This window comes from Paraburkholderia sp. BR10954, from assembly GCF_040965775.1.
GTDB classification, from domain to species: Bacteria; Pseudomonadota; Gammaproteobacteria; order Burkholderiales; family Burkholderiaceae; genus Paraburkholderia; species Paraburkholderia youngii.
Window position 1 is genome coordinate 344992 of record NZ_JBFRCK010000005.1, and the last position, 16426, is coordinate 361417.

A 16426-nucleotide genomic window follows, 5' to 3' on the forward strand; every position below is an offset into this window, starting at 1 on the left:
CGCATTCGAGCCGACGCAACGCGCTACTGCTGCACGCCCCAGCGCCGCACGGTCACGCGTTCGAGCGTATCGAACACGAGATGCTCGACCAGCAGACCGATCACGATCACGGCCGCGAGCCCCGCGAAAACGCGATCCGTATACAGCTCGTTGCGATTCTGAAAGATGTACCAGCCCAGCCCGCCGCTGCCCGAACTCGCGCCGAATACGAGTTCCGCGGCGATCAGCGTGCGCCATGCAAACGCCCAGCCCACGCGCAGGCCGGCCAGGATCGACGGCAGCGCCGCCGGCACGAGGATCAGCAACACATGCCGCAGACCCGTCAGACCGTAATTGCGTCCGGTCATCTTCAGCGTCGCGGGAACCGACTGAAAGCCGGAATAGGTATTGAGCGCGAGCGGCCACAGCACCGCATGCACGAGCACGAACAGCAGGCTGCCAGTGCCTAGCCCGAACCACAGCAACGCGAGCGGCAGCAACGCGATGGACGGCAGCGGGTTGAACATCGCTGTCAGCATCGACAGCAGATCGCGGCCCACGCGCGTCGACACCGCGAGCGATGTCAGCACGAACGCAAACGCGGCGCCGAGCAGATAGCCGCGCAGCAGCACGGACATCGATACCGCCGTCTTCGCGAGCAGTTCGCCAGACCACACGCCTTGCACGAACGCGCTCAGGGTCGCGCCGAAGGTCGGCAGCAGCAGGTCGTTGTTGATCCCGCGCGCGGCGATTTCCCACGCGGCGATTAGCACGAGTGCGATCAGTGTCTTGCGCAGCCAACCGTGCGCGAAGATCTGCCTAGCCGCTGGCAACGGCGCTTCGATCGCGAGGTCGCCGGGTGCTTCGAGCGGACGTTCGTATTCGTCGCGCACGGGCGGCAGCAACGTGACAGGGGTACTCATTGCACTGTCTCCGTCTGTTCGAACAGCAGGTGATGAATCCGCGCGACGCTGCGCTGAAAATCGGCGCGGCCGAAGCTGTCCTGCGAATATTGATGGCTGTTCAGTTCCGCGCGCACGCGGCCCGGATGCGGCGACAGCAGCAGAATCCGGTTGCCGACCACCAGCGCCTCTTCGATCGAATGCGTGACGAACAGCAGCGTGAAGTTCACCTCTTCCCATAGCCGCAGCAGTTCTTCCTGCATCTTGCGGCGCGTCAGCGCGTCGAGCGCGGCGAACGGTTCGTCCATCAGCAGCACGCGCGGCTGCATCGCGAGCGCACGCGCGATCGCGACGCGCTGTTTCATGCCGCCCGACAACGTGTGCGGATACGCGTGCGCGAACGCTGCGAGCCCGACCTTGTCGAGGTAATGCAGCGCGCGTTCACGAGCTTCGGCCTTCGACAGTTTCTTCGCGACTCGGAGCGGAAACGCGACGTTCTGCACGACCGTCTTCCACGGCGGCAACTGGTCGAACTCCTGAAACACGACGATGCGATCGGCGCCCGGTCCGCGCACCCGCTGACCGTCGAGCGAAATGCTGCCCGCGCTCGGCTCGATGAAACCGGCCACCGCCTTCAGCAGCGTCGACTTGCCGCAACCGGACGGCCCGAGCAGCACGAAGCGGTCGCCGCCGTAGACGTCGAAGCTGACGTCGTGCGTCGCGCGCACGATCCGCTCGCGTGTGCGGTACTCGAGGTTGACGTTCTCGACCGCGAGCAGTTTGCCGCTGGTTGCCGCGGCTTTCCGTGCGGCGTCGTCGGGAAACAGAAGCGTGGGATTGGCCACCATCAAAGCGCTCCCTGCGAGTGAACCGGATCGACCGGCGAGTGTTGCCGCGTACCGCGCAGCGCCACGAAAACGCTCAACGTCATGCTCAGCTCCCCGCCGCCGTCGCCGGATCGTCGAAGAAATAGTCCTTCCACGACGACGGCTCGTTCCTGATCGCGCCGACGCGATACATGAACTGCGCGAGCCCGAAGGTGTTCTGCGGCACGATCTTGAACTGCACCTGCGGGTTCGTGATGACTTTCACGAGCAGGTCGCGATCGATCTTCGACTGATTGGTGCGGATATAGATATCGGCCGCGCCCTGCGGATTCGCATTGATGTACTTCGCCGCATCGGCGAGCGCATCGACGAACGCGCGATACGTCTTCGGGTTGTCATGGCGGAATTTTTCGGTCGCATAGAGGACCGTCGCCGAGCTCGGGCCGCCGAGTACATCGTACGAATTGAGCACGATATGCGCCTTCGGATTGCCGGCCAGTTCCTGCTCCTGGAACGGCGGATTGCCGAAATGCCCGGTGATTTCAGTGCCACCCGCGATGATCGCCGCGGCCGCGTCCGGATGCGGCAACGCCTGCGTGTACTTGTCGAGCCGGTTGTATTCCTTGTCGCCCCAGCGCTTCGCCGCCGCGTATTGCAGCACGCGCGATTGCACCGACACGTTGACCGCCGGCAGCGCGATGCGGTCCTTCTGCGTGAAGTCAGCGATCGTCTTCACGTCGGGATTGTTGCTGACCAGGTAGTACGGCAGATTGCCGAGCGACGCGACGCCCTTCACGTTCTGCTTGCCGTGCGTGCGATCCCAGATCGTCAGCAGCGGGCCGACGCCCGCGCCGGCGATATCGACCGCGCCCGACAGCAACGCATCGTTGACCGCCGCGCCGCCCGACAGCTTGACCCAATCGACCTTGATGTCGAGGCCCTGCTTGCGTCCTTCGCTTTCGATGAAATGCTGATCGCGCGCCACGTTCAGCAGCAGATACACGATGCCGAACTGCTCGGCCACGCGAATCTCGCCCTCGGCATGCGCGGGAGCGCTGACGACGGCGCCCATCGACAGACTCAGCAGTAGTGCCGTCAAACGGCGGACAAACGACGGCCGTGCGGCGGTCGGGTGAAATCGGCTCAGCATTGAAACTCCAGTCGGCGTGCGGTGTGACGGTGTCGTTGTGATGGAAAGCGTCGCTCAGCGTGGCACGTCGCCCTCGATCGTCGTGCGATACAGCGTGCGGCGCAGGTGGTCGGGCGTGCCGGCGGCGAGGTGCATCAACGAGCGGTTGTCCCAGAACACCATGTCGTGCTCGGCCCATCGATGCCGGTACAGATGCTCGGGCCGCACGCTGTGCGCGAACAGCTCGTCGAGCAAGGCGCGGCTCTCGTCTTCCGGCAAACCGATCACGCGCGTCGTGAAGTGCTCGCTGACGAACAGCGCCTTGCGTGCCGTCTCCGGATGCGTACGCACGATCGGATGCACCACCGGCTTCACCTGCGCGATCTGCTCGGCCGACAGATTCGGCCGCCACGGGCTGCGCTTCTGCAACTCCGCGTATTTGGCCAGGTACGTGTGCTCCGCGCTGCGTCCTTCCACCGCGCTGCGCAGATGCGCGGGCAACGTATCCCACGCCAGGTGCATGTTCGCGAACAGCGTATCGCCGCCTTCGGCCGGCAACTCCTGCGCGTGCAGCAACGAGCCGAGGCTCGGCTTTTCCTTGTACGACAGGTCGGAGTGCCAGTAGTGGCCGGCATCGCCGAGACCGATCGGCTTGCCGTTCTCGATCACGTTCGATACGACCAGCACCTCGGGATAACCTGCCAGGCCAAACTGATGCAGCACGTGAATCTGCAGCGGGCCAAAGCGGCGGCTGAACGCGATCTGCTGCTCCGGCGTGATGCGCTGGTCGCGAAACACGAGAACGTGGTGGTCCAGATGCGCGCGGTGGATGCGCGCGAAATCGTCGTCGCCGAGCGGCTGGCCGAGATCGAGGCCGAGCACTTCGGCGCCGAGCGGCGCATCGAACGCGCGAATCTCGAAGGATTGCGTCGCAGTAGCGGGAGCGGTAAAAGCAGCGGCGGTAGTCGTCACAGGCGTCTCTTCGTCGAAACTGTTCAGCGGGCGCCTAACGGCGCGGTCAGTGCGACGAATGTACCGGCCCGCGCGCGCGATGCCAACGAAGCAAATCCGATACGGTTATCTGCTGGAGTGATAAACCCGATGCTGCAATGTCTTTCGGCGCATCAGAACTTCGGCAGACCCGGTGGATTGCTTTCGGAGCGCGCCAACGCTTCCGACTCGATGCCCCAGTGCGCAAGCGAGCGCCGATAGGCGCCATTCGCGATCAGTCCGTTCGTCGCGACCGTCAGCGCATCCATCAAGCCGCTGCCCTTGCGGGTGGCGATCGCCACATCCGCGCGCGCCGGCCAGCCGGCGTTCAGCGTACCCACCTCGCGGATCGCGCCGGTAGTGGCCGCATCGTAGGCAAGCGGCGCGTTCGGATTGAATACGACGTCGGCGCGGCCCGATAGCAACGCAATGCGGCTCGCGGCGTCATCGTCGAAGTACTGGAACTCGACCGGCTTCAAACCCTTCGCGACGTTCTGCCGGTTCCATTCGAGGATGATCTTTTCCTGGTTCGTGCCCGAGGTCGTAATAAGGCGGAGGCCCGCAATATCCGGCGGCTGAGCGATCTTCCTGATCGGACTCGCGGTTTTCACGTAGAAGCCGTGCAGTCCTTGCCGGTACGTCGTGAAATCGAACTTCTCCTTGCGCTGCTCCGTGACGCCGACGTTCGAGATCACCGCGTCGTACTTGCCCGAGGTGAGGCCGAGCGGCCAGTCGGCCCATGCGATCGGCACGAGGTTCAGCTTCAATCCGAGCGAATCGGCGATCAGTTGGGCGTAGTCGGCATCGGAACCGACGACGGTATGCGCATCGGTCGCATAGGTCGCGGTCGGCGGCAGATGCGGCGAAATCGCGACCGTGAGGTTGCCGTCGTTCGCAAAGCGGTAGTGATTGCCGATAGCCGCGATCGCTGCCGGATTCTTCGGCACGCGAATGCGTCCCGGCTGCTCGGGACTCAGGTCCACCGTGCCGTGCGGCGCCTGCGCCGCATGTGCTACGTCGAGCGCATTGCGCACGAGCAGCGCGCCGAGCGCCGTACCGGCCAGAATGAATTGACGTCGATTGGTCATTGATAGGGATCAGTCTGCAATCATAGGACACGCGACAGAAACTCGCGCGTGCGCGCATGGCGCGGTTCGTTCAATACTTGCGCGGGCGGGCCCGACTCGATCACGCGTCCGCGATCCATGAACACGATCGTGTCGGCCACTTCGCGCGCAAAGCCGATCTCGTGCGTGACGATCACCATCGTCGTGCCGGAACGCGCGAGCGCCTTGATCACGTCGAGCACTTCGTTGACGAGTTCGGGATCGAGCGCCGAAGTCGGCTCGTCGAACAGCAGCACCTTCGGTTTCAGCGCCAGCGCGCGCGCAATCGCCACGCGCTGCTGCTGCCCGCCCGACAACTGACGCGGCCACGCATGCGCCTTCGCTTCGAGACCGACACGCGCGAGCAGACTCAGCGCAAGACTCTCCGCTTCCGCGCGCGACAGACGTCCCAACGCGACCGGCGCCTCGATGATGTTTTCCAGCACGGTCAGATGCGGGAACAGATTGAAGCTCTGAAACACCATGCCGACCTCGACGCGGCGTCGCAGGATCTCTGTCTCCTTGAGCTCATACAACGTATCCCCATCGCGTCGATAGCCGATCAGTTCGCCGTCGATGTCGATCAGTCCACCGTCCACGCGCTCCAGATGATTGATCGTGCGCAGCAGTGTCGATTTGCCCGAGCCCGATTGGCCGAGAATCACGGTGACACTGCCGGGGCGCAGCGTCAGCGACACGTTGTCGAGCACCTTCAGCGTGCCGAAACTCTTCGATACCTGCTGGATCGTGATGCGCGCGCCGTCGCGTTGATCGGCCCAGCGTTGATCCAGGGAGGCGCCTGCACGTGCATTGTCTTTTGCTTCTCCAAGCGGCTCGGCGGGCGCAACGCCGCCACCGCGCGCAATACCCACGCTTTTCAGCAGCGCGCCGAAAGCGGACGGCACCGCGCTACGCCTGACGCCGCGCGAGAAATATCGCTCCACATAAACCTGTATCGCCGACAACACGATCAGAATGATCAGATACCAGACCGTCGCGACCATCAGCAGCGGAATCACTTCCAGATTGCGTCGATAGATGATCTGCACGGTGTAGAACAACTCCGGCATCGCGAGCACATAGACCATCGACGAGCCCTTCGCGAGCGCGATCAGATCGTTGAACGCGGTGGGTAGGATCGCGCGCATCGCCTGCGGCAGCACGATGCGCCGGGCCTGGCGCTCGCGCGGCAAGCCGAGCGCGGCGGCCGCTTCGAGCTGACCGTGGTCGACCGACTGAATGCCGCCGCGAATCACTTCCGCCGAAAACGCCGCGTGATTGAGCGTCAGGCCGAGCACCGCGGCGAGAAACGGGCTGATCAGCTCGGTGGTCGGCACATCGAGAACGACGAGGCTCGTGAACGGCACACCGAGGTGCACCGTCTCGTACAGATAACCGAGATTGTTCAGGATCAACAGCAGCACGATCAGCGGAATCGAGCGGAACAGCCACACGAACGCCCACGCGCAGCCCGCGAGCAGCGGCGAACGCGATACGCGCGCGAGCGCAATCGGAATGCCGAGCGCGAAGCCGAACGCCGCGCCGAGCGCGGTCAACAGCAGCGTGCGGCCGAGCCCGGACAATACTGGCTCGGACAGAAACCATTCCGCGAAGACATTCCACCCCCAGCGCGGATTGCCCAAGACCGATTCGAGCACGATGCCGATCAGCGCCACGGCCGCCACGGTGCCGGCGAGGCGTGCGCGGTTTTTCGCGGGCACGATGCGATAGTCGGCGCGCTCGCGCAACGTGTCGGCGTGCGCGGCGGCGAGTTGCGGATTCGCGAGTTCAGCGGTGTCGTTCATCGTCGTCTGCTCCGCGCTTTCAGGCCACGGCAGCCGCGTTGGCCGTGTCTGCCGGGTTTGCCAACCCTGCCGCCACCGCATAGCGGCTCGCCTTGCGCGGCAAGCCGAGATGATCGCGCAGCGTCGATCCCGTCAACGTGCGCTCATAGCGCCCGCGTCGTTCGAGTTCAGGGACCACGTAGCGCACGAAATCGTCCAGGCCCTGCGCCTGCACCGCGAAGCCGAGGATGAAACCGTCGGCTGCGCCGGCGTCGAGCCAGCGGATCAGTTCGTCCGCGATCTGCGCGGGCGTGCCGAGAAAATGCGTGCGCGGCGTGGCGACTTCGAGCGCGACCTCACGCAATGTCGAACCCTTGCTGCGCGCTTCGGCCTTGATGCGGTCGGTGGTCGAACGGAAACTGTTGCGGCCGATCTCTCCTAGCTCGGGGAACGGTTGGTCGAGCGGATACTGCGTGAAGTCGTGGTGATCGAAATAACGGCCGAGATACGCGAGCGCTTCGTCGATCGTCAATAGCTCGCGAATCGCGCGGTATTTCGCTTCCGCTTCCTCGTGTGTCGCGCCGACGATCGGGCTGATGCCGGGGAAGATCTTCACGTCGTCGCGGCTTCTGCCGTGTTCGACCGCGCTGTCTTTCACGCGCTGCGCGAACGCGCGGGTTTCTTCGATCGACACCGAATGCGTGAACACCGCGTCCGCGTATTTGCCGGCGAGCGCGATGCCGGCATCCGACGAGCCCGCCTGGAAAATCACCGGCTGACCCTGCGCCGAGCGCTGAATATTGAGCGGCCCCGCCACATGGAAGAACTTGCCCTCGTGATCGAGCGTGTGCAGACGGTCGCGTTCGAAGAACACGCCGCGCTCGCGGTCGCGCACGAACGCGTCGTCGTCCCAGCTATCCCACAGGCCTTGCGCGACGCTCAGGTATTCGTCGGCGATCTCGTAGCGCAGCGCATGCTCGGGGTGCGAGCCGCCGTAGTTCTTCGCGGTGCCTTCGAGCGGCGTCGTGACGACGTTCCAGCCCGCGCGCCCGCCGCTGATCAGATCGAGCGACGCGAACTGGCGCGCGACGGTGAACGGATCGCTATACGACGTCGATACGGTGCCCGCAAGCCCGATCTTCGACGTGACCGTCGCGAGCGCCGACAGGATCGAGATCGGTTCGAAGCGGTTCAGAAAGTGCGGAATCGATTTCTCGTTGATGTACAGACCATCGGCGACGAACGCGAACGCGATGCCGTGTGCCTCGGCCTTGCGCACCGTATCGACGAAGAAGTTGAGGTTCACGCTCGCATCGGCGGGCCCGGCCGGGTGCTTCCACGAATTCATATGGCTGCCGGCGCCCTGCAGCATGATGCCGAAATTGAGTTTGCGATGGCTCATCGGATAGTCCGCCAATCGTTGAGTGTTCGTTGGAGAGATCACGCGTAGGCCGGCTCGATCGTGCTGCCGAGCATCTCGACCGAGCGCAGGCGCGCCGGATAGTGTTGCAACGGCGAATCGATGACGAATTCGTCGATGCCGTAGCGGCGGCTCAAGGCGTCGAGCTGGTCGCGGACATCGTCGGCCGTGCCCTTGACGACGTGCGGATGGCGCTCTTCGATCGTGTAGCCGCTCGCGCCCGCCTGGCGCGCGTATTCTTCCGCGGCTTCGGGCGTCGCCAGATTCAGGCTTTGGCCGCTAGCCAGTTGCAGCCTGAAGATGCGCAGCGGCCCGGTGAGCCGCTCGGCTTCGTCGCGCGTCGCCGCGGCGACCGCGTACAGTGCGAGCAACGGCGCACGGCCGCTCACATCGCGGTACGTCTGCACGGTGCGCTCGATGTTCGCCTCGTCGCCGTTGAAGTGTCCGGCGTAGCAGAACTGCCAGCCCTGCTTTGCCGCGAGCGCCGCGCTATCCGGACTGCCTCCGAGCAGAATGCGCTCAGGCAGCGTCGGCGGAGCCGGAAACGCGAGCGCGCCGGCGAGCGCATGGTCCGGTTCGACGCCGGCGCCGAGAAACGCATCGAGTTGCGCGAACTGCGTGTTGAAGCCGGGCTTGCTCTTCTTGTCGTGCAGCCATTGCAGCGCGCGGGTGGTCTGCGGCAGTCCGCCGGGCGCCTTGCCGATGCCGAGATCGACGCGCCCGGGTGCGAGCGCCGCGAGCAGCCTGAAGGTCTCCGCGACCTTGAACGGGCTGTAGTGCTGCAACATCACACCGCCCGAGCCGACGCGAATCCGCGACGTATGTGCGAGCACATGCGAGACGACGATCTCCGGCGCCGAACTCGCGAGGTTGGGCGCGCCGTGATGCTCGGCGATCCAGAAGCGCTTGAACCCGAGCGCTTCGGCGCGCTTCGCGAGCGACACCGTGAAGCGCAACGCCTCGGCCGCGCTCGCACCCGCGGCAATCGGGCTTTTATCCAGCAGCGATAGCGAAAAGGTCATGGGATGGCAGATCGACGAAGAAAGAGAAAAAGCGCTGACGCACTCAGGATTTCGGCAATCCCGGAGGATTGGTCGCGGCCTTGTCGATCGCTTCGGAGCCGAGATTCCAGCGCTCGAGCACCGCGCGATACTGGCCTTTGCCGATCAGATCGTTCAGCGCGATCGTTACCGGCGCGGCGAGACCGCTGCCGCGGCGCGTCGTCACCGCGACTTCGGCGGTACGCGGCCAACCGCCGCTGACGGTGCCCACCTGGCGCGTCTTGCCATGCGTGGCCGAGTCGTACAGCAGCGCCGCGTTGACGCTGAAGATCGCGTCGGCACGCCCCGATTGCAGCGCCACCGATTTGACCGCATCGTCGTCGTAGTACTGCACCTGGATCGGCTTCAATCCATGCGCGACGTTCTGCTTGTCCCATTCGAGCAGGATCTTTTCCTGGTTCGTGCCGGCGTCGGTAATCACGCGCAGGCCCGCGACATCCTTGGGTTCGCGGATCGATCTGATCGGGCTGTCGGTCTTCACGAAGAAGCCGACCTCGTCGCGCCGGTAGGTCGAGAAGTCGAACTTGGCCTTGCGCTCCTCGGTCACGGTCACGTTCGAAATCACCGCGTCGACCTTGCCGGAAGCGAGCGCGAGCGGCCAGTCCGGCCACGCGAGGATCACGACATTGAGCTTGCGGCCGAGGCTGTCCGCGACGAGTTGCGCGAGATCGGGATCGAAGCCCACCACGGTCTTCGCATCGGTGGCATAGGTGCTGATCGGCGGATGCGCGACGACGATGCCGACGGTCAGTTCGTCTTTCGCGACGAACGGGAAGTTGGCGGGTACCGCCTTGGCCGCGGCTGCATCCTGTTCGGCGCGCACGCGGCCGTGCTGGTCGGGGCTCAGATCGAAGCCCGTCGCGGCAAACGCGTTGCCGCTGACATAGAACATGGCCGCCAATACGAGCGACGACAACTGCAGACCTGTTTTCATGAGATATCCGTCGAAGTGTGAGGAGATAGGAGTGCGGCGTTTAGCGGACAACCAGATCGGCGTCTTTCGCGCGCAGGTCGTCGAGCGTGTCGATGCGTTGCGGCGCGAGCAGGTTCTTGCCGAAGCGAAGATGCACGTGCGCTTCGGGAGGCAACGCGGTATCGAACAACTTCGTATAGCCGGTGCGTTCGTAAAGCGCCCATGCTTCGGGCTGCTTGAAACCGGTAGTCAGATAGATGCGCGAGTAGCCCTGCGCGAGCGCACGCGCTTCCAGTTCCCGCACGACCTGTCGCGCGAGTCCCTGGCGGCGCAGATCGTCGCGCGTCCAGATGCGTTTGAGTTCCGCGGTACGCGCGTCGTAGCGCTTGAACGCGCCGCCGCCGATCGTCTCGCCGTCGCGAATCAGCAGAATGAATGCGCCGTGCGGCGGTGCGAACAGGTCGGCCGGATAGCGCGCCATCTCCTGCGCGGCGGCCGCGCCGCCGTCCTTTCGATAATCTTCGTAGCGGGTCGCGTATTCGTGCAGCAGCGCGTCGAGCAGCGGTTGCGCGCGGGGATCGAGTGGCGTGGTGTCAACGACGAGAGTGCTCATGAACGATCGACACGAGGTCGTCGGATAGTCAGGAGCTCATACGATAGCGTGCAGCCGCGTTGCCGCTAACCAAGCAATTTCTCTATCTTTATCTGGTCTCGCGATTGGCTGCGATCGCGGCAAACGCGCTGCAATTGCGTAGCGCAACGCCCATGTCACGTCGCGATGCTCCGGTCGAAACACGATGACAACAGCTTGCCGAAAAACATTACAAGCTGCTGTCAAATACTTTTCATGTCATTCCATAAAGCAACGCGTCAATCCGGCGCGCCAGGGTCATCCCGATCCTGAGTCCCCGGTGCACCCCACAACAAGGCCGGAACTGACCGTGCACCCTGATGGCACGGGTACGGTAAAGAAGCATTACTGCCTCGGCCGCATTTCGCATGAGCTGATTCAGGTGCCACGCTCGATCCGCTCGTACGCGCGAACTACCGGAACCGCTTCGGCTCGGCGGTCGGCTATCTGACCGCCGACCCGACATCGATCAAGCTGGAGAAGGGCACGCATTGCACGCGGTTCATCGTCCCCTCTTCGGAGGGGCTTTTTTTTGGTTTGGGGTAAAGAAGCTTCCGTGAAGTAGCTTCATCTAATTCGTGCGATACCACCGCCATATCTTGATAATTGCCAGATAGGCCAGCGCCGCGACGATCAGTTCGATCGTCACCCACACCACGTAATAGAGGTCATCAGGGTCACGGATGCCAAGTGATTGCGAGCAATACAGCCATGCGCCCGCCTCGCTATCTGTCCACTCGTAGGGATACGGGCGGACATAAAGAACTGATAGAACGAACAGTGCCAGAAACAACGTGAACTTAAACAGTCTACGGGCAAGTGCTGCCATATGTGATGACCTCAATTGTTCCGTATGCGTCAAGCCCGGAGTTACCGGCGCGGATTGTTTTCGTGTGCAGCAACCTCGAGCGGATTCTCAGGAAGTCAACACGGCTCGGCAGGGTAATGCAGCCTAGCGAAACACCCCGACCACCTGCCGGATGCAACCGGAACTGTCACCGTAAGCGCGCGTGCCGCTGGCGCGATACAGGTTGATTCCGGATTGGCCACTGCTTTCGCCGGGGCAAAAAAGATGCGCCACAGGGGCGCGCAAAACATTTGCATCTCAGATAGAAGAGCCAGCAGAACTGCCCCCTCAGCGGGAACGACATACCGCGAGGCGACAGTTCAATACTAGGTGTATGTGCCGGGTGCAGGTTTCAGACGACTCCGAAAAGCCCGGGGCGTGGGTGATGGTCGTCTACTCTCCTGGGCGAATAAAGGTTCGTCGCAGGAAAATCGTGAAGCTCTGGGGAGCAATTGCGACGGTCTGGAGGCAGACGATCGAACTGATCGTGGCGGCGCTGTCTTATGCGGCGATCATGAAGCTATCGCAGTGGTATCGCGCGAGACAGTAAATGCAAGGACCCATTGCCGCCGTTTCTTTAGCGTGTGTGAGCGCCAATGATCGCGGAATACAGACGTTAAACCCGACTCCGACAACGCAGAGCGCGGAAGGGCCGTGCGAAATCCGGAATCGCGCACATGCGCACCTCCGCTCAGGCGCTCAACACCGTGAAGTTACGGGTGGTTGTACATCGCGTTCCAGTCGGTCTTCGACACCGCCGGGCGACCTTCGTCCGACGAACCACTTGCGGCACCGCCGTAACCACCGTTTGTTGCAACTTGCTGCGCGGCAACCTTCGCTTCTGCGGCTTGGATCGCGTCTGGATAGTGCGCTTGATCGCCATCACCACCGCGATAACCCGCCTTCTGAAGCTGAACGAGCTCCGCGCGCACCTGGGCGCGGGTAATCGGGCCATTCGACTGGGCGAACGAGGCAACCGGCACTACGACTGCAACGGCAACTGCAACGGCTTGGATAAGGGACTTCATGATGCTCCATCGACTTTCGTTAGCGGTGCGACGACGTGTCTGCACCGACAGCGAAAGTCTAGGAGCCTTCCGTTCGAGGGTTAACCCCTAGTATTCGAAGGCATTGTTCCAATTGGCAGCAGAATACTGGCATCTTCGCGCGAATGCCCTTCCGGCGACACGAAGCAGCCTAAGTGAGGGCAACGGGCTATCGCACGGCCGCCGAGCGCGTGCCGCGCTGGCAGGTGCCGGCGTCTCGCGGACGTCGGTCGAGATAGCGTCGAGCGATCCAAATGCGCCCCCACCCGCTTCAGCGGACCACTTCTTCAGCGAGATGAAATAGGCAATCCCCTCGCCTGACAAGCGCGGGCACCCGCTTGCATACGACTTCGCCATCGCTCGCGAAATGACAGGTCACCGGCTCTTTGAGCGGCGTGTCCGGGAAATGAATGCGCGCCGCGGGCTGCCCTGCGACCACCCGCTCGCCGAGTTCAACCAGCGGCTCGAACAGACCGTTGTCGTATGCGTACACATAGTGACGCGCGCCCGCGACGCGCAGGAAGCGCGTGTCGGCAGGCGGCGCATCGGGCACGAGCGGACCGCTCAATGCGCCGGTCGCGCCGAGAAAGTGCAGCAGGCCGTGGCGCGCTTCGCGAAGCAGCGCGGCATCGAGTGTCCCGCCACCGCCCAGCTCAGCCGTGATCGACAGCGCCCCTTGCCGGCGCGCGGCAGTCGCCGCATGCACCGGGTTCTCCGCATGCAAAAACGCGTTCGGCAACCCGAAAGCGCGTAATGCGCGTTGCAGCCGCTCATTCTCTGCGTCGTCGCGCGGATCGATCGCGAGCATGTTGTTGCCGCGATAAAGCAGCGAGCTGCCGCCGGAATGAAGATCGATCAGATAGTCCGCGCGCGCGAGCAGAACATGCTCGATGTAATGCGCGATCACCTGCGTCGGAGAACCTTGCGGATCGCCCGGAAACGTGCGGTTGAGATTGCCGTCGTCGAGCGGTGACGTGCGAAGGCCCGCCTCGGCCGCTGGCGCATTCGCTTGCGGCAACAGGATCAGTTGACCGGCAATCTGGGCCGCGTCGATTTCGCGGATCAGCGTCGACACGAGGATCTGTCCTTCGTACTCGTCGCCATGATTGCCGGCCATGATCAGCACGACCGGACCCGTGCCATTGCGTATCGAAGCGATCGGAATCGGCAGCCAGCCATACGCGGACCGATGCACGGAATGCGGCAGCCGCAGATAGCCCGCATGCTTGCCCTGAGCATCCAGATCGAGTTCACTGCGAATCGGATTGCTCGGCGTAAGGGTTGAACTCATTGCTTCGCTCGCGCAAGTAACGGCCTTCTAGCCATTGCAGCTAGACGCCGAATGGAAACTGCCATTTGAACTTCGTTTCGCCGTTCGCCGCCGCAAGACCCGAACGAAAGCGGCGCTTCAGCAGCCACGTCGCACCGTACTGCAGCGTCGAACACAGCAGCAGATAAACGATGCCGACGAACAGAAAGATCTGCACCGGATACACCATCAGCCGATTATTGACCTGATTGGCGAGAAACGTAAACTCGGGCACGCCGACGATATAAGCGAGCGACGTGTCCTTGATCAGCGTGACCCACTGATTGACGAACGACGGCATCATGATCCGTATCGCCTGCGGCAGTTGCACGTACCGCAGCGCCTGCCAGCGCGTCATGCCGAGCGACGCGGCCGCTTGCGCCTGCCCCGCGCCGACCGCGGCGATGCCTGCCTGCACCGAATGCGACAGATACGCGCCGCCGATCAGCGCGAGCGCGCAAACCACGGTGGCGAGGCCGGGCACGTCGATGTGCAGCAGTATCGGCATCAGGAAGAAGGTCCAGAAGATCAGCATCAGCACCGGGATCGCGCGAAAGAAGCCGACCAGGGCAGTGAGCGCCAGATGCGCGGCGCCGCGCGTCATCGACAATGCAATGCCGCCGGCGAGACCGACCAAAGCCGACAGCAACGCCGAGACGATCGACATCACGACCGTCAGCGCCGCGCCGCCGAGCGGCCCATCGGGGAACGTGCCGAGCAGCAGATAACGCAGCGACGGCAGCCATTCGAGAGCGCTCATCAATGCCCTCCTTGCCAGAGCCGCAGGGCGCCACGTTTCCACACTAGCAACACCGCTTCGATAACCGCGATGATCGCGATATAGAGCACCGTCGCCGCGCCGAATGCCTGAAACGTCTTGAAGGTTTCCGTATCGACCTGCCGCGATACATACGACAGTTCCGCGAGCCCGATCGTCATCGCAAGCGACGAGTTCTTCACGAGGTTCATGTACTGCCCAGCAAGAGGCGGCGTCGAGATCCGGATCGCCTGGGGCAGGATCACGTAACGGAACGCCGCGAGCGGCGTGAGCCCCAGCGCCGCGGCGGCCTGATGCTGCGCGTCCTTGACGCCACGCATACCCGCGCGAAATTCCTCGCCGACAAACGCGGTCGTATAGCACGTAAGCCCGACCCAACCCGCGACGAATTCGAACGAAGGCCACACAATCGTCCAGCCAAATAGCGAGACCGTGTGCGACGCATTGAGCCATTCCATCCACGGCTGCGGCAACAGCGTCGCAGCCCCGAAATACCAGAACAGCAATTGCACGAGCAACGGCGAATTGCGAAACGCCAGTACGTATAGCGCGGCCGCGCGCGCGAGCATGCCGTTGCGCGCATTACGCGCGAGCGCGAGCCCGAAACCGGCGAACGTCGCCGCCGCGCCCGCGCAGGCCGACAACACCAGCGTCATCATAAAGCCATGCGCGATCCACCCGAGGTACTTCGGTTCCAGCCAGCCGTTCATTCTGCTCTTCTACTCAAGCGCTTTCGTTGCGCAATGAAAAGCGGCCCGCCGTTTTCACACGGCAGGCCGGCTCCAAAACTTCCGTCGGATCAGCTCTTCTGCGGATCGCCGATCTTGAACAGACGCGGCAACGGCGCGCGGCTCTGCGGTCCGAACCAGTGGTCGTAGATTTTCGCGGCGCTGCCGTCCGCTTCGAGGCCCTTCAGCGTATCGTCGACGACGTTCAACAGACGCGTCTCGCCCTTCGGCACGCCGACACCTTCATAGTCGTTCGAGATCGTAAACGGCGGGATCTCATAGTTCGCCTTATCGGGCACGTTCGCGAGCAGCGCGACGAGCTTCGGGCCGTCCTGCGTGATCGCCTGCACGTTGCCGGCGCGCAGCGCGGCGAACGCGAACGGCGTGTCGTCGTAGGCGACGATCGTCGCGTTGGGGAATTGCGCGCGCACCTGCTGTTCGTTGGTCGTGCCCTTGTCGGCACCCACGCGCAGGCCGTTCACCTGCTGCGGCGACGTCAGTACGCCCTTCTTCGCGATGAACTGCGTACCCGAGGCGAAGTACGGCGTGCTGAAATCGACTTCCTTCTTGCGCTCGTCGGTAATCGTGAAGTTCGCGAACACGAGGTCGACCTTGCCCGACTTCAGGAAAGCGATGCGGTTCGCCGGATTGGTCGGCTGGATTTCGAGCTTCACGCCGAGCTTGTTCGCGACCGCACGCGCATAGTCGACGTCGAGCCCGACGATCTGATTGGTCTTCGGATCGACGAAACCGAAAGGAGCGTTGCTGTCGAAGGTGGCGACGCGCAGCACGCCCGCCTTCCTGATGTCGTCGAGACGATCGGCGTGCGCTGCGCCGGAAATCGCGAGCAGCAACCCCATCACTGCTGCGCCAACGAATTTGATTTTCATGGTTAGGCCTTTGTATTGGATGTTTTATGTACGACGTGATTCACGACTGCCTCACGACAACGACGCACAGACTGTAACAACGCGCA

Annotated in this window: 16 protein-coding genes and 1 pseudogene; all 17 read right to left on the minus strand. The window is 63.3% G+C overall.

What is annotated here, in order from left to right:
• Positions 1 to 23 precede the first annotated feature (23 nt).
• Positions 24 to 902 carry an ABC transporter permease gene (locus AB4Y34_RS10905; protein ID WP_368716019.1) on the minus strand — a complete coding sequence of 293 codons (879 nt, stop codon included), beginning with the start codon at positions 900 to 902 and terminating at the stop codon, positions 24 to 26.
• Positions 899 to 1729, minus strand: a complete 831-nt coding sequence (locus AB4Y34_RS10910; protein ID WP_368612363.1) for an ABC transporter ATP-binding protein — start codon at positions 1727 to 1729, stop codon at positions 899 to 901. The genes AB4Y34_RS10905 and AB4Y34_RS10910 overlap by 4 nt, the downstream gene beginning before the upstream one ends.
• Positions 1730 to 1814: 85 nt before the next feature.
• A complete protein-coding gene (locus AB4Y34_RS10915) occupies positions 1815 to 2858 on the minus strand; it encodes an ABC transporter substrate-binding protein (RefSeq protein WP_368589200.1) in 1044 nt (347 codons plus the stop codon).
• Positions 2859 to 2912: 54 nt separating this feature from the next.
• Entirely contained in the window at positions 2913 to 3809 is an 897-nt protein-coding gene (locus AB4Y34_RS10920) for a TauD/TfdA dioxygenase family protein (protein WP_368716020.1), read from the minus strand.
• Between the two features lie 152 nt (positions 3810 to 3961).
• Positions 3962 to 4915: an ABC transporter substrate-binding protein gene (locus AB4Y34_RS10925; RefSeq protein WP_368716021.1), complete on the minus strand. Its 954-nt coding sequence runs from the start codon at positions 4913 to 4915 to the stop codon at positions 3962 to 3964.
• Positions 4916 to 4935: 20 nt separating this feature from the next.
• Positions 4936 to 6738: an amino acid ABC transporter permease/ATP-binding protein gene (locus AB4Y34_RS10930; RefSeq protein ID WP_368716022.1), complete on the minus strand. Its 1803-nt coding sequence runs from the start codon at positions 6736 to 6738 to the stop codon at positions 4936 to 4938.
• 19 nt (positions 6739 to 6757) lie between these two features.
• Positions 6758 to 8119 carry an LLM class flavin-dependent oxidoreductase gene (locus tag AB4Y34_RS10935; RefSeq protein ID WP_368716023.1) on the minus strand — a complete coding sequence of 454 codons (1362 nt, stop codon included), beginning with the start codon at positions 8117 to 8119 and terminating at the stop codon, positions 6758 to 6760.
• A 38-nt stretch (positions 8120 to 8157) separates the two neighbouring features.
• Positions 8158 to 9159 (minus strand): LLM class flavin-dependent oxidoreductase, encoded by a 1002-nt coding sequence (locus tag AB4Y34_RS10940; protein WP_368716024.1) that lies wholly within the window; start codon positions 9157 to 9159, stop codon positions 8158 to 8160.
• Between the two features lie 43 nt (positions 9160 to 9202).
• Positions 9203 to 10090: an ABC transporter substrate-binding protein gene (locus AB4Y34_RS10945; RefSeq protein ID WP_246392170.1), complete on the minus strand. Its 888-nt coding sequence runs from the start codon at positions 10088 to 10090 to the stop codon at positions 9203 to 9205.
• 82 nt (positions 10091 to 10172) lie between these two features.
• Positions 10173 to 10724 carry a GNAT family N-acetyltransferase gene (locus tag AB4Y34_RS10950; protein WP_368716025.1) on the minus strand — a complete coding sequence of 184 codons (552 nt, stop codon included), beginning with the start codon at positions 10722 to 10724 and terminating at the stop codon, positions 10173 to 10175.
• A gap of 589 nt (positions 10725 to 11313) precedes the next feature.
• On the minus strand, positions 11314 to 11571 hold the full coding sequence (locus tag AB4Y34_RS10955) for a hypothetical protein (protein ID WP_176379668.1): 258 nt from the start codon (positions 11569 to 11571) through the stop codon (positions 11314 to 11316).
• Positions 11552 to 11734 (minus strand): annotated as a pseudogene (locus AB4Y34_RS10960) (DUF2778 domain-containing protein); the annotation flags it as partial. The pseudogene AB4Y34_RS10960 and the gene AB4Y34_RS10955, both read right to left, overlap by 20 nt.
• Before the next feature lie 568 nt (positions 11735 to 12302).
• Positions 12303 to 12617, minus strand: a complete 315-nt coding sequence (locus AB4Y34_RS10965; protein ID WP_176379669.1) for a DUF4148 domain-containing protein — start codon at positions 12615 to 12617, stop codon at positions 12303 to 12305.
• A 289-nt stretch (positions 12618 to 12906) separates the two neighbouring features.
• On the minus strand, positions 12907 to 13926 hold the full coding sequence (locus AB4Y34_RS10970; protein WP_368716026.1) for a succinylglutamate desuccinylase/aspartoacylase family protein: 1020 nt from the start codon (positions 13924 to 13926) through the stop codon (positions 12907 to 12909).
• Between the two features lie 40 nt (positions 13927 to 13966).
• Positions 13967 to 14704, minus strand: coding sequence for an amino acid ABC transporter permease (locus AB4Y34_RS10975; RefSeq protein ID WP_368716027.1), 738 nt, complete (start codon positions 14702 to 14704; stop codon positions 13967 to 13969).
• Positions 14704 to 15432: an amino acid ABC transporter permease gene (locus tag AB4Y34_RS10980; protein ID WP_368716028.1), complete on the minus strand. Its 729-nt coding sequence runs from the start codon at positions 15430 to 15432 to the stop codon at positions 14704 to 14706. Before AB4Y34_RS10980 ends, AB4Y34_RS10975 begins: the two co-directional genes overlap by 1 nt.
• 89 nt (positions 15433 to 15521) lie before the next feature.
• Positions 15522 to 16340 (minus strand): ABC transporter substrate-binding protein, encoded by an 819-nt coding sequence (locus tag AB4Y34_RS10985; protein ID WP_176379673.1) that lies wholly within the window; start codon positions 16338 to 16340, stop codon positions 15522 to 15524.
• Positions 16341 to 16426 lie beyond the last annotated feature (86 nt).

Coding starts and splice junctions, on each gene's coding strand:
- AB4Y34_RS10905 (WP_368716019.1), bottom strand. CDS start 902: ATGAGTACCCCTGTCACGTTGCTGCCGCCCGTGCGCGACGAATACGAA.
- AB4Y34_RS10910 (WP_368612363.1), bottom strand. CDS start 1,729: ATGGTGGCCAATCCCACGCTTCTGTTTCCCGACGACGCCGCACGGAAA.
- AB4Y34_RS10915 (WP_368589200.1), bottom strand. CDS start 2,858: ATGCTGAGCCGATTTCACCCGACCGCCGCACGGCCGTCGTTTGTCCGC.
- AB4Y34_RS10925 (WP_368716021.1), bottom strand. CDS start 4,915: ATGACCAATCGACGTCAATTCATTCTGGCCGGTACGGCGCTCGGCGCG.
- AB4Y34_RS10930 (WP_368716022.1), bottom strand. CDS start 6,738: ATGAACGACACCGCTGAACTCGCGAATCCGCAACTCGCCGCCGCGCAC.
- AB4Y34_RS10935 (WP_368716023.1), bottom strand. CDS start 8,119: ATGAGCCATCGCAAACTCAATTTCGGCATCATGCTGCAGGGCGCCGGC.
- AB4Y34_RS10940 (WP_368716024.1), bottom strand. CDS start 9,159: ATGACCTTTTCGCTATCGCTGCTGGATAAAAGCCCGATTGCCGCGGGT.
- AB4Y34_RS10945 (WP_246392170.1), bottom strand. CDS start 10,090: ATGTTCTATGTCAGCGGCAACGCGTTTGCCGCGACGGGCTTCGATCTG.
- AB4Y34_RS10950 (WP_368716025.1), bottom strand. CDS start 10,724: ATGAGCACTCTCGTCGTTGACACCACGCCACTCGATCCCCGCGCGCAA.
- AB4Y34_RS10955 (WP_176379668.1), bottom strand. CDS start 11,571: ATGGCAGCACTTGCCCGTAGACTGTTTAAGTTCACGTTGTTTCTGGCA.
- AB4Y34_RS10965 (WP_176379669.1), bottom strand. CDS start 12,617: ATGAAGTCCCTTATCCAAGCCGTTGCAGTTGCCGTTGCAGTCGTAGTG.
- AB4Y34_RS10970 (WP_368716026.1), bottom strand. CDS start 13,926: ATGAGTTCAACCCTTACGCCGAGCAATCCGATTCGCAGTGAACTCGAT.
- AB4Y34_RS10975 (WP_368716027.1), bottom strand. CDS start 14,704: ATGAGCGCTCTCGAATGGCTGCCGTCGCTGCGTTATCTGCTGCTCGGC.
- AB4Y34_RS10980 (WP_368716028.1), bottom strand. CDS start 15,432: ATGAACGGCTGGCTGGAACCGAAGTACCTCGGGTGGATCGCGCATGGC.
- AB4Y34_RS10985 (WP_176379673.1), bottom strand. CDS start 16,340: ATGAAAATCAAATTCGTTGGCGCAGCAGTGATGGGGTTGCTGCTCGCG.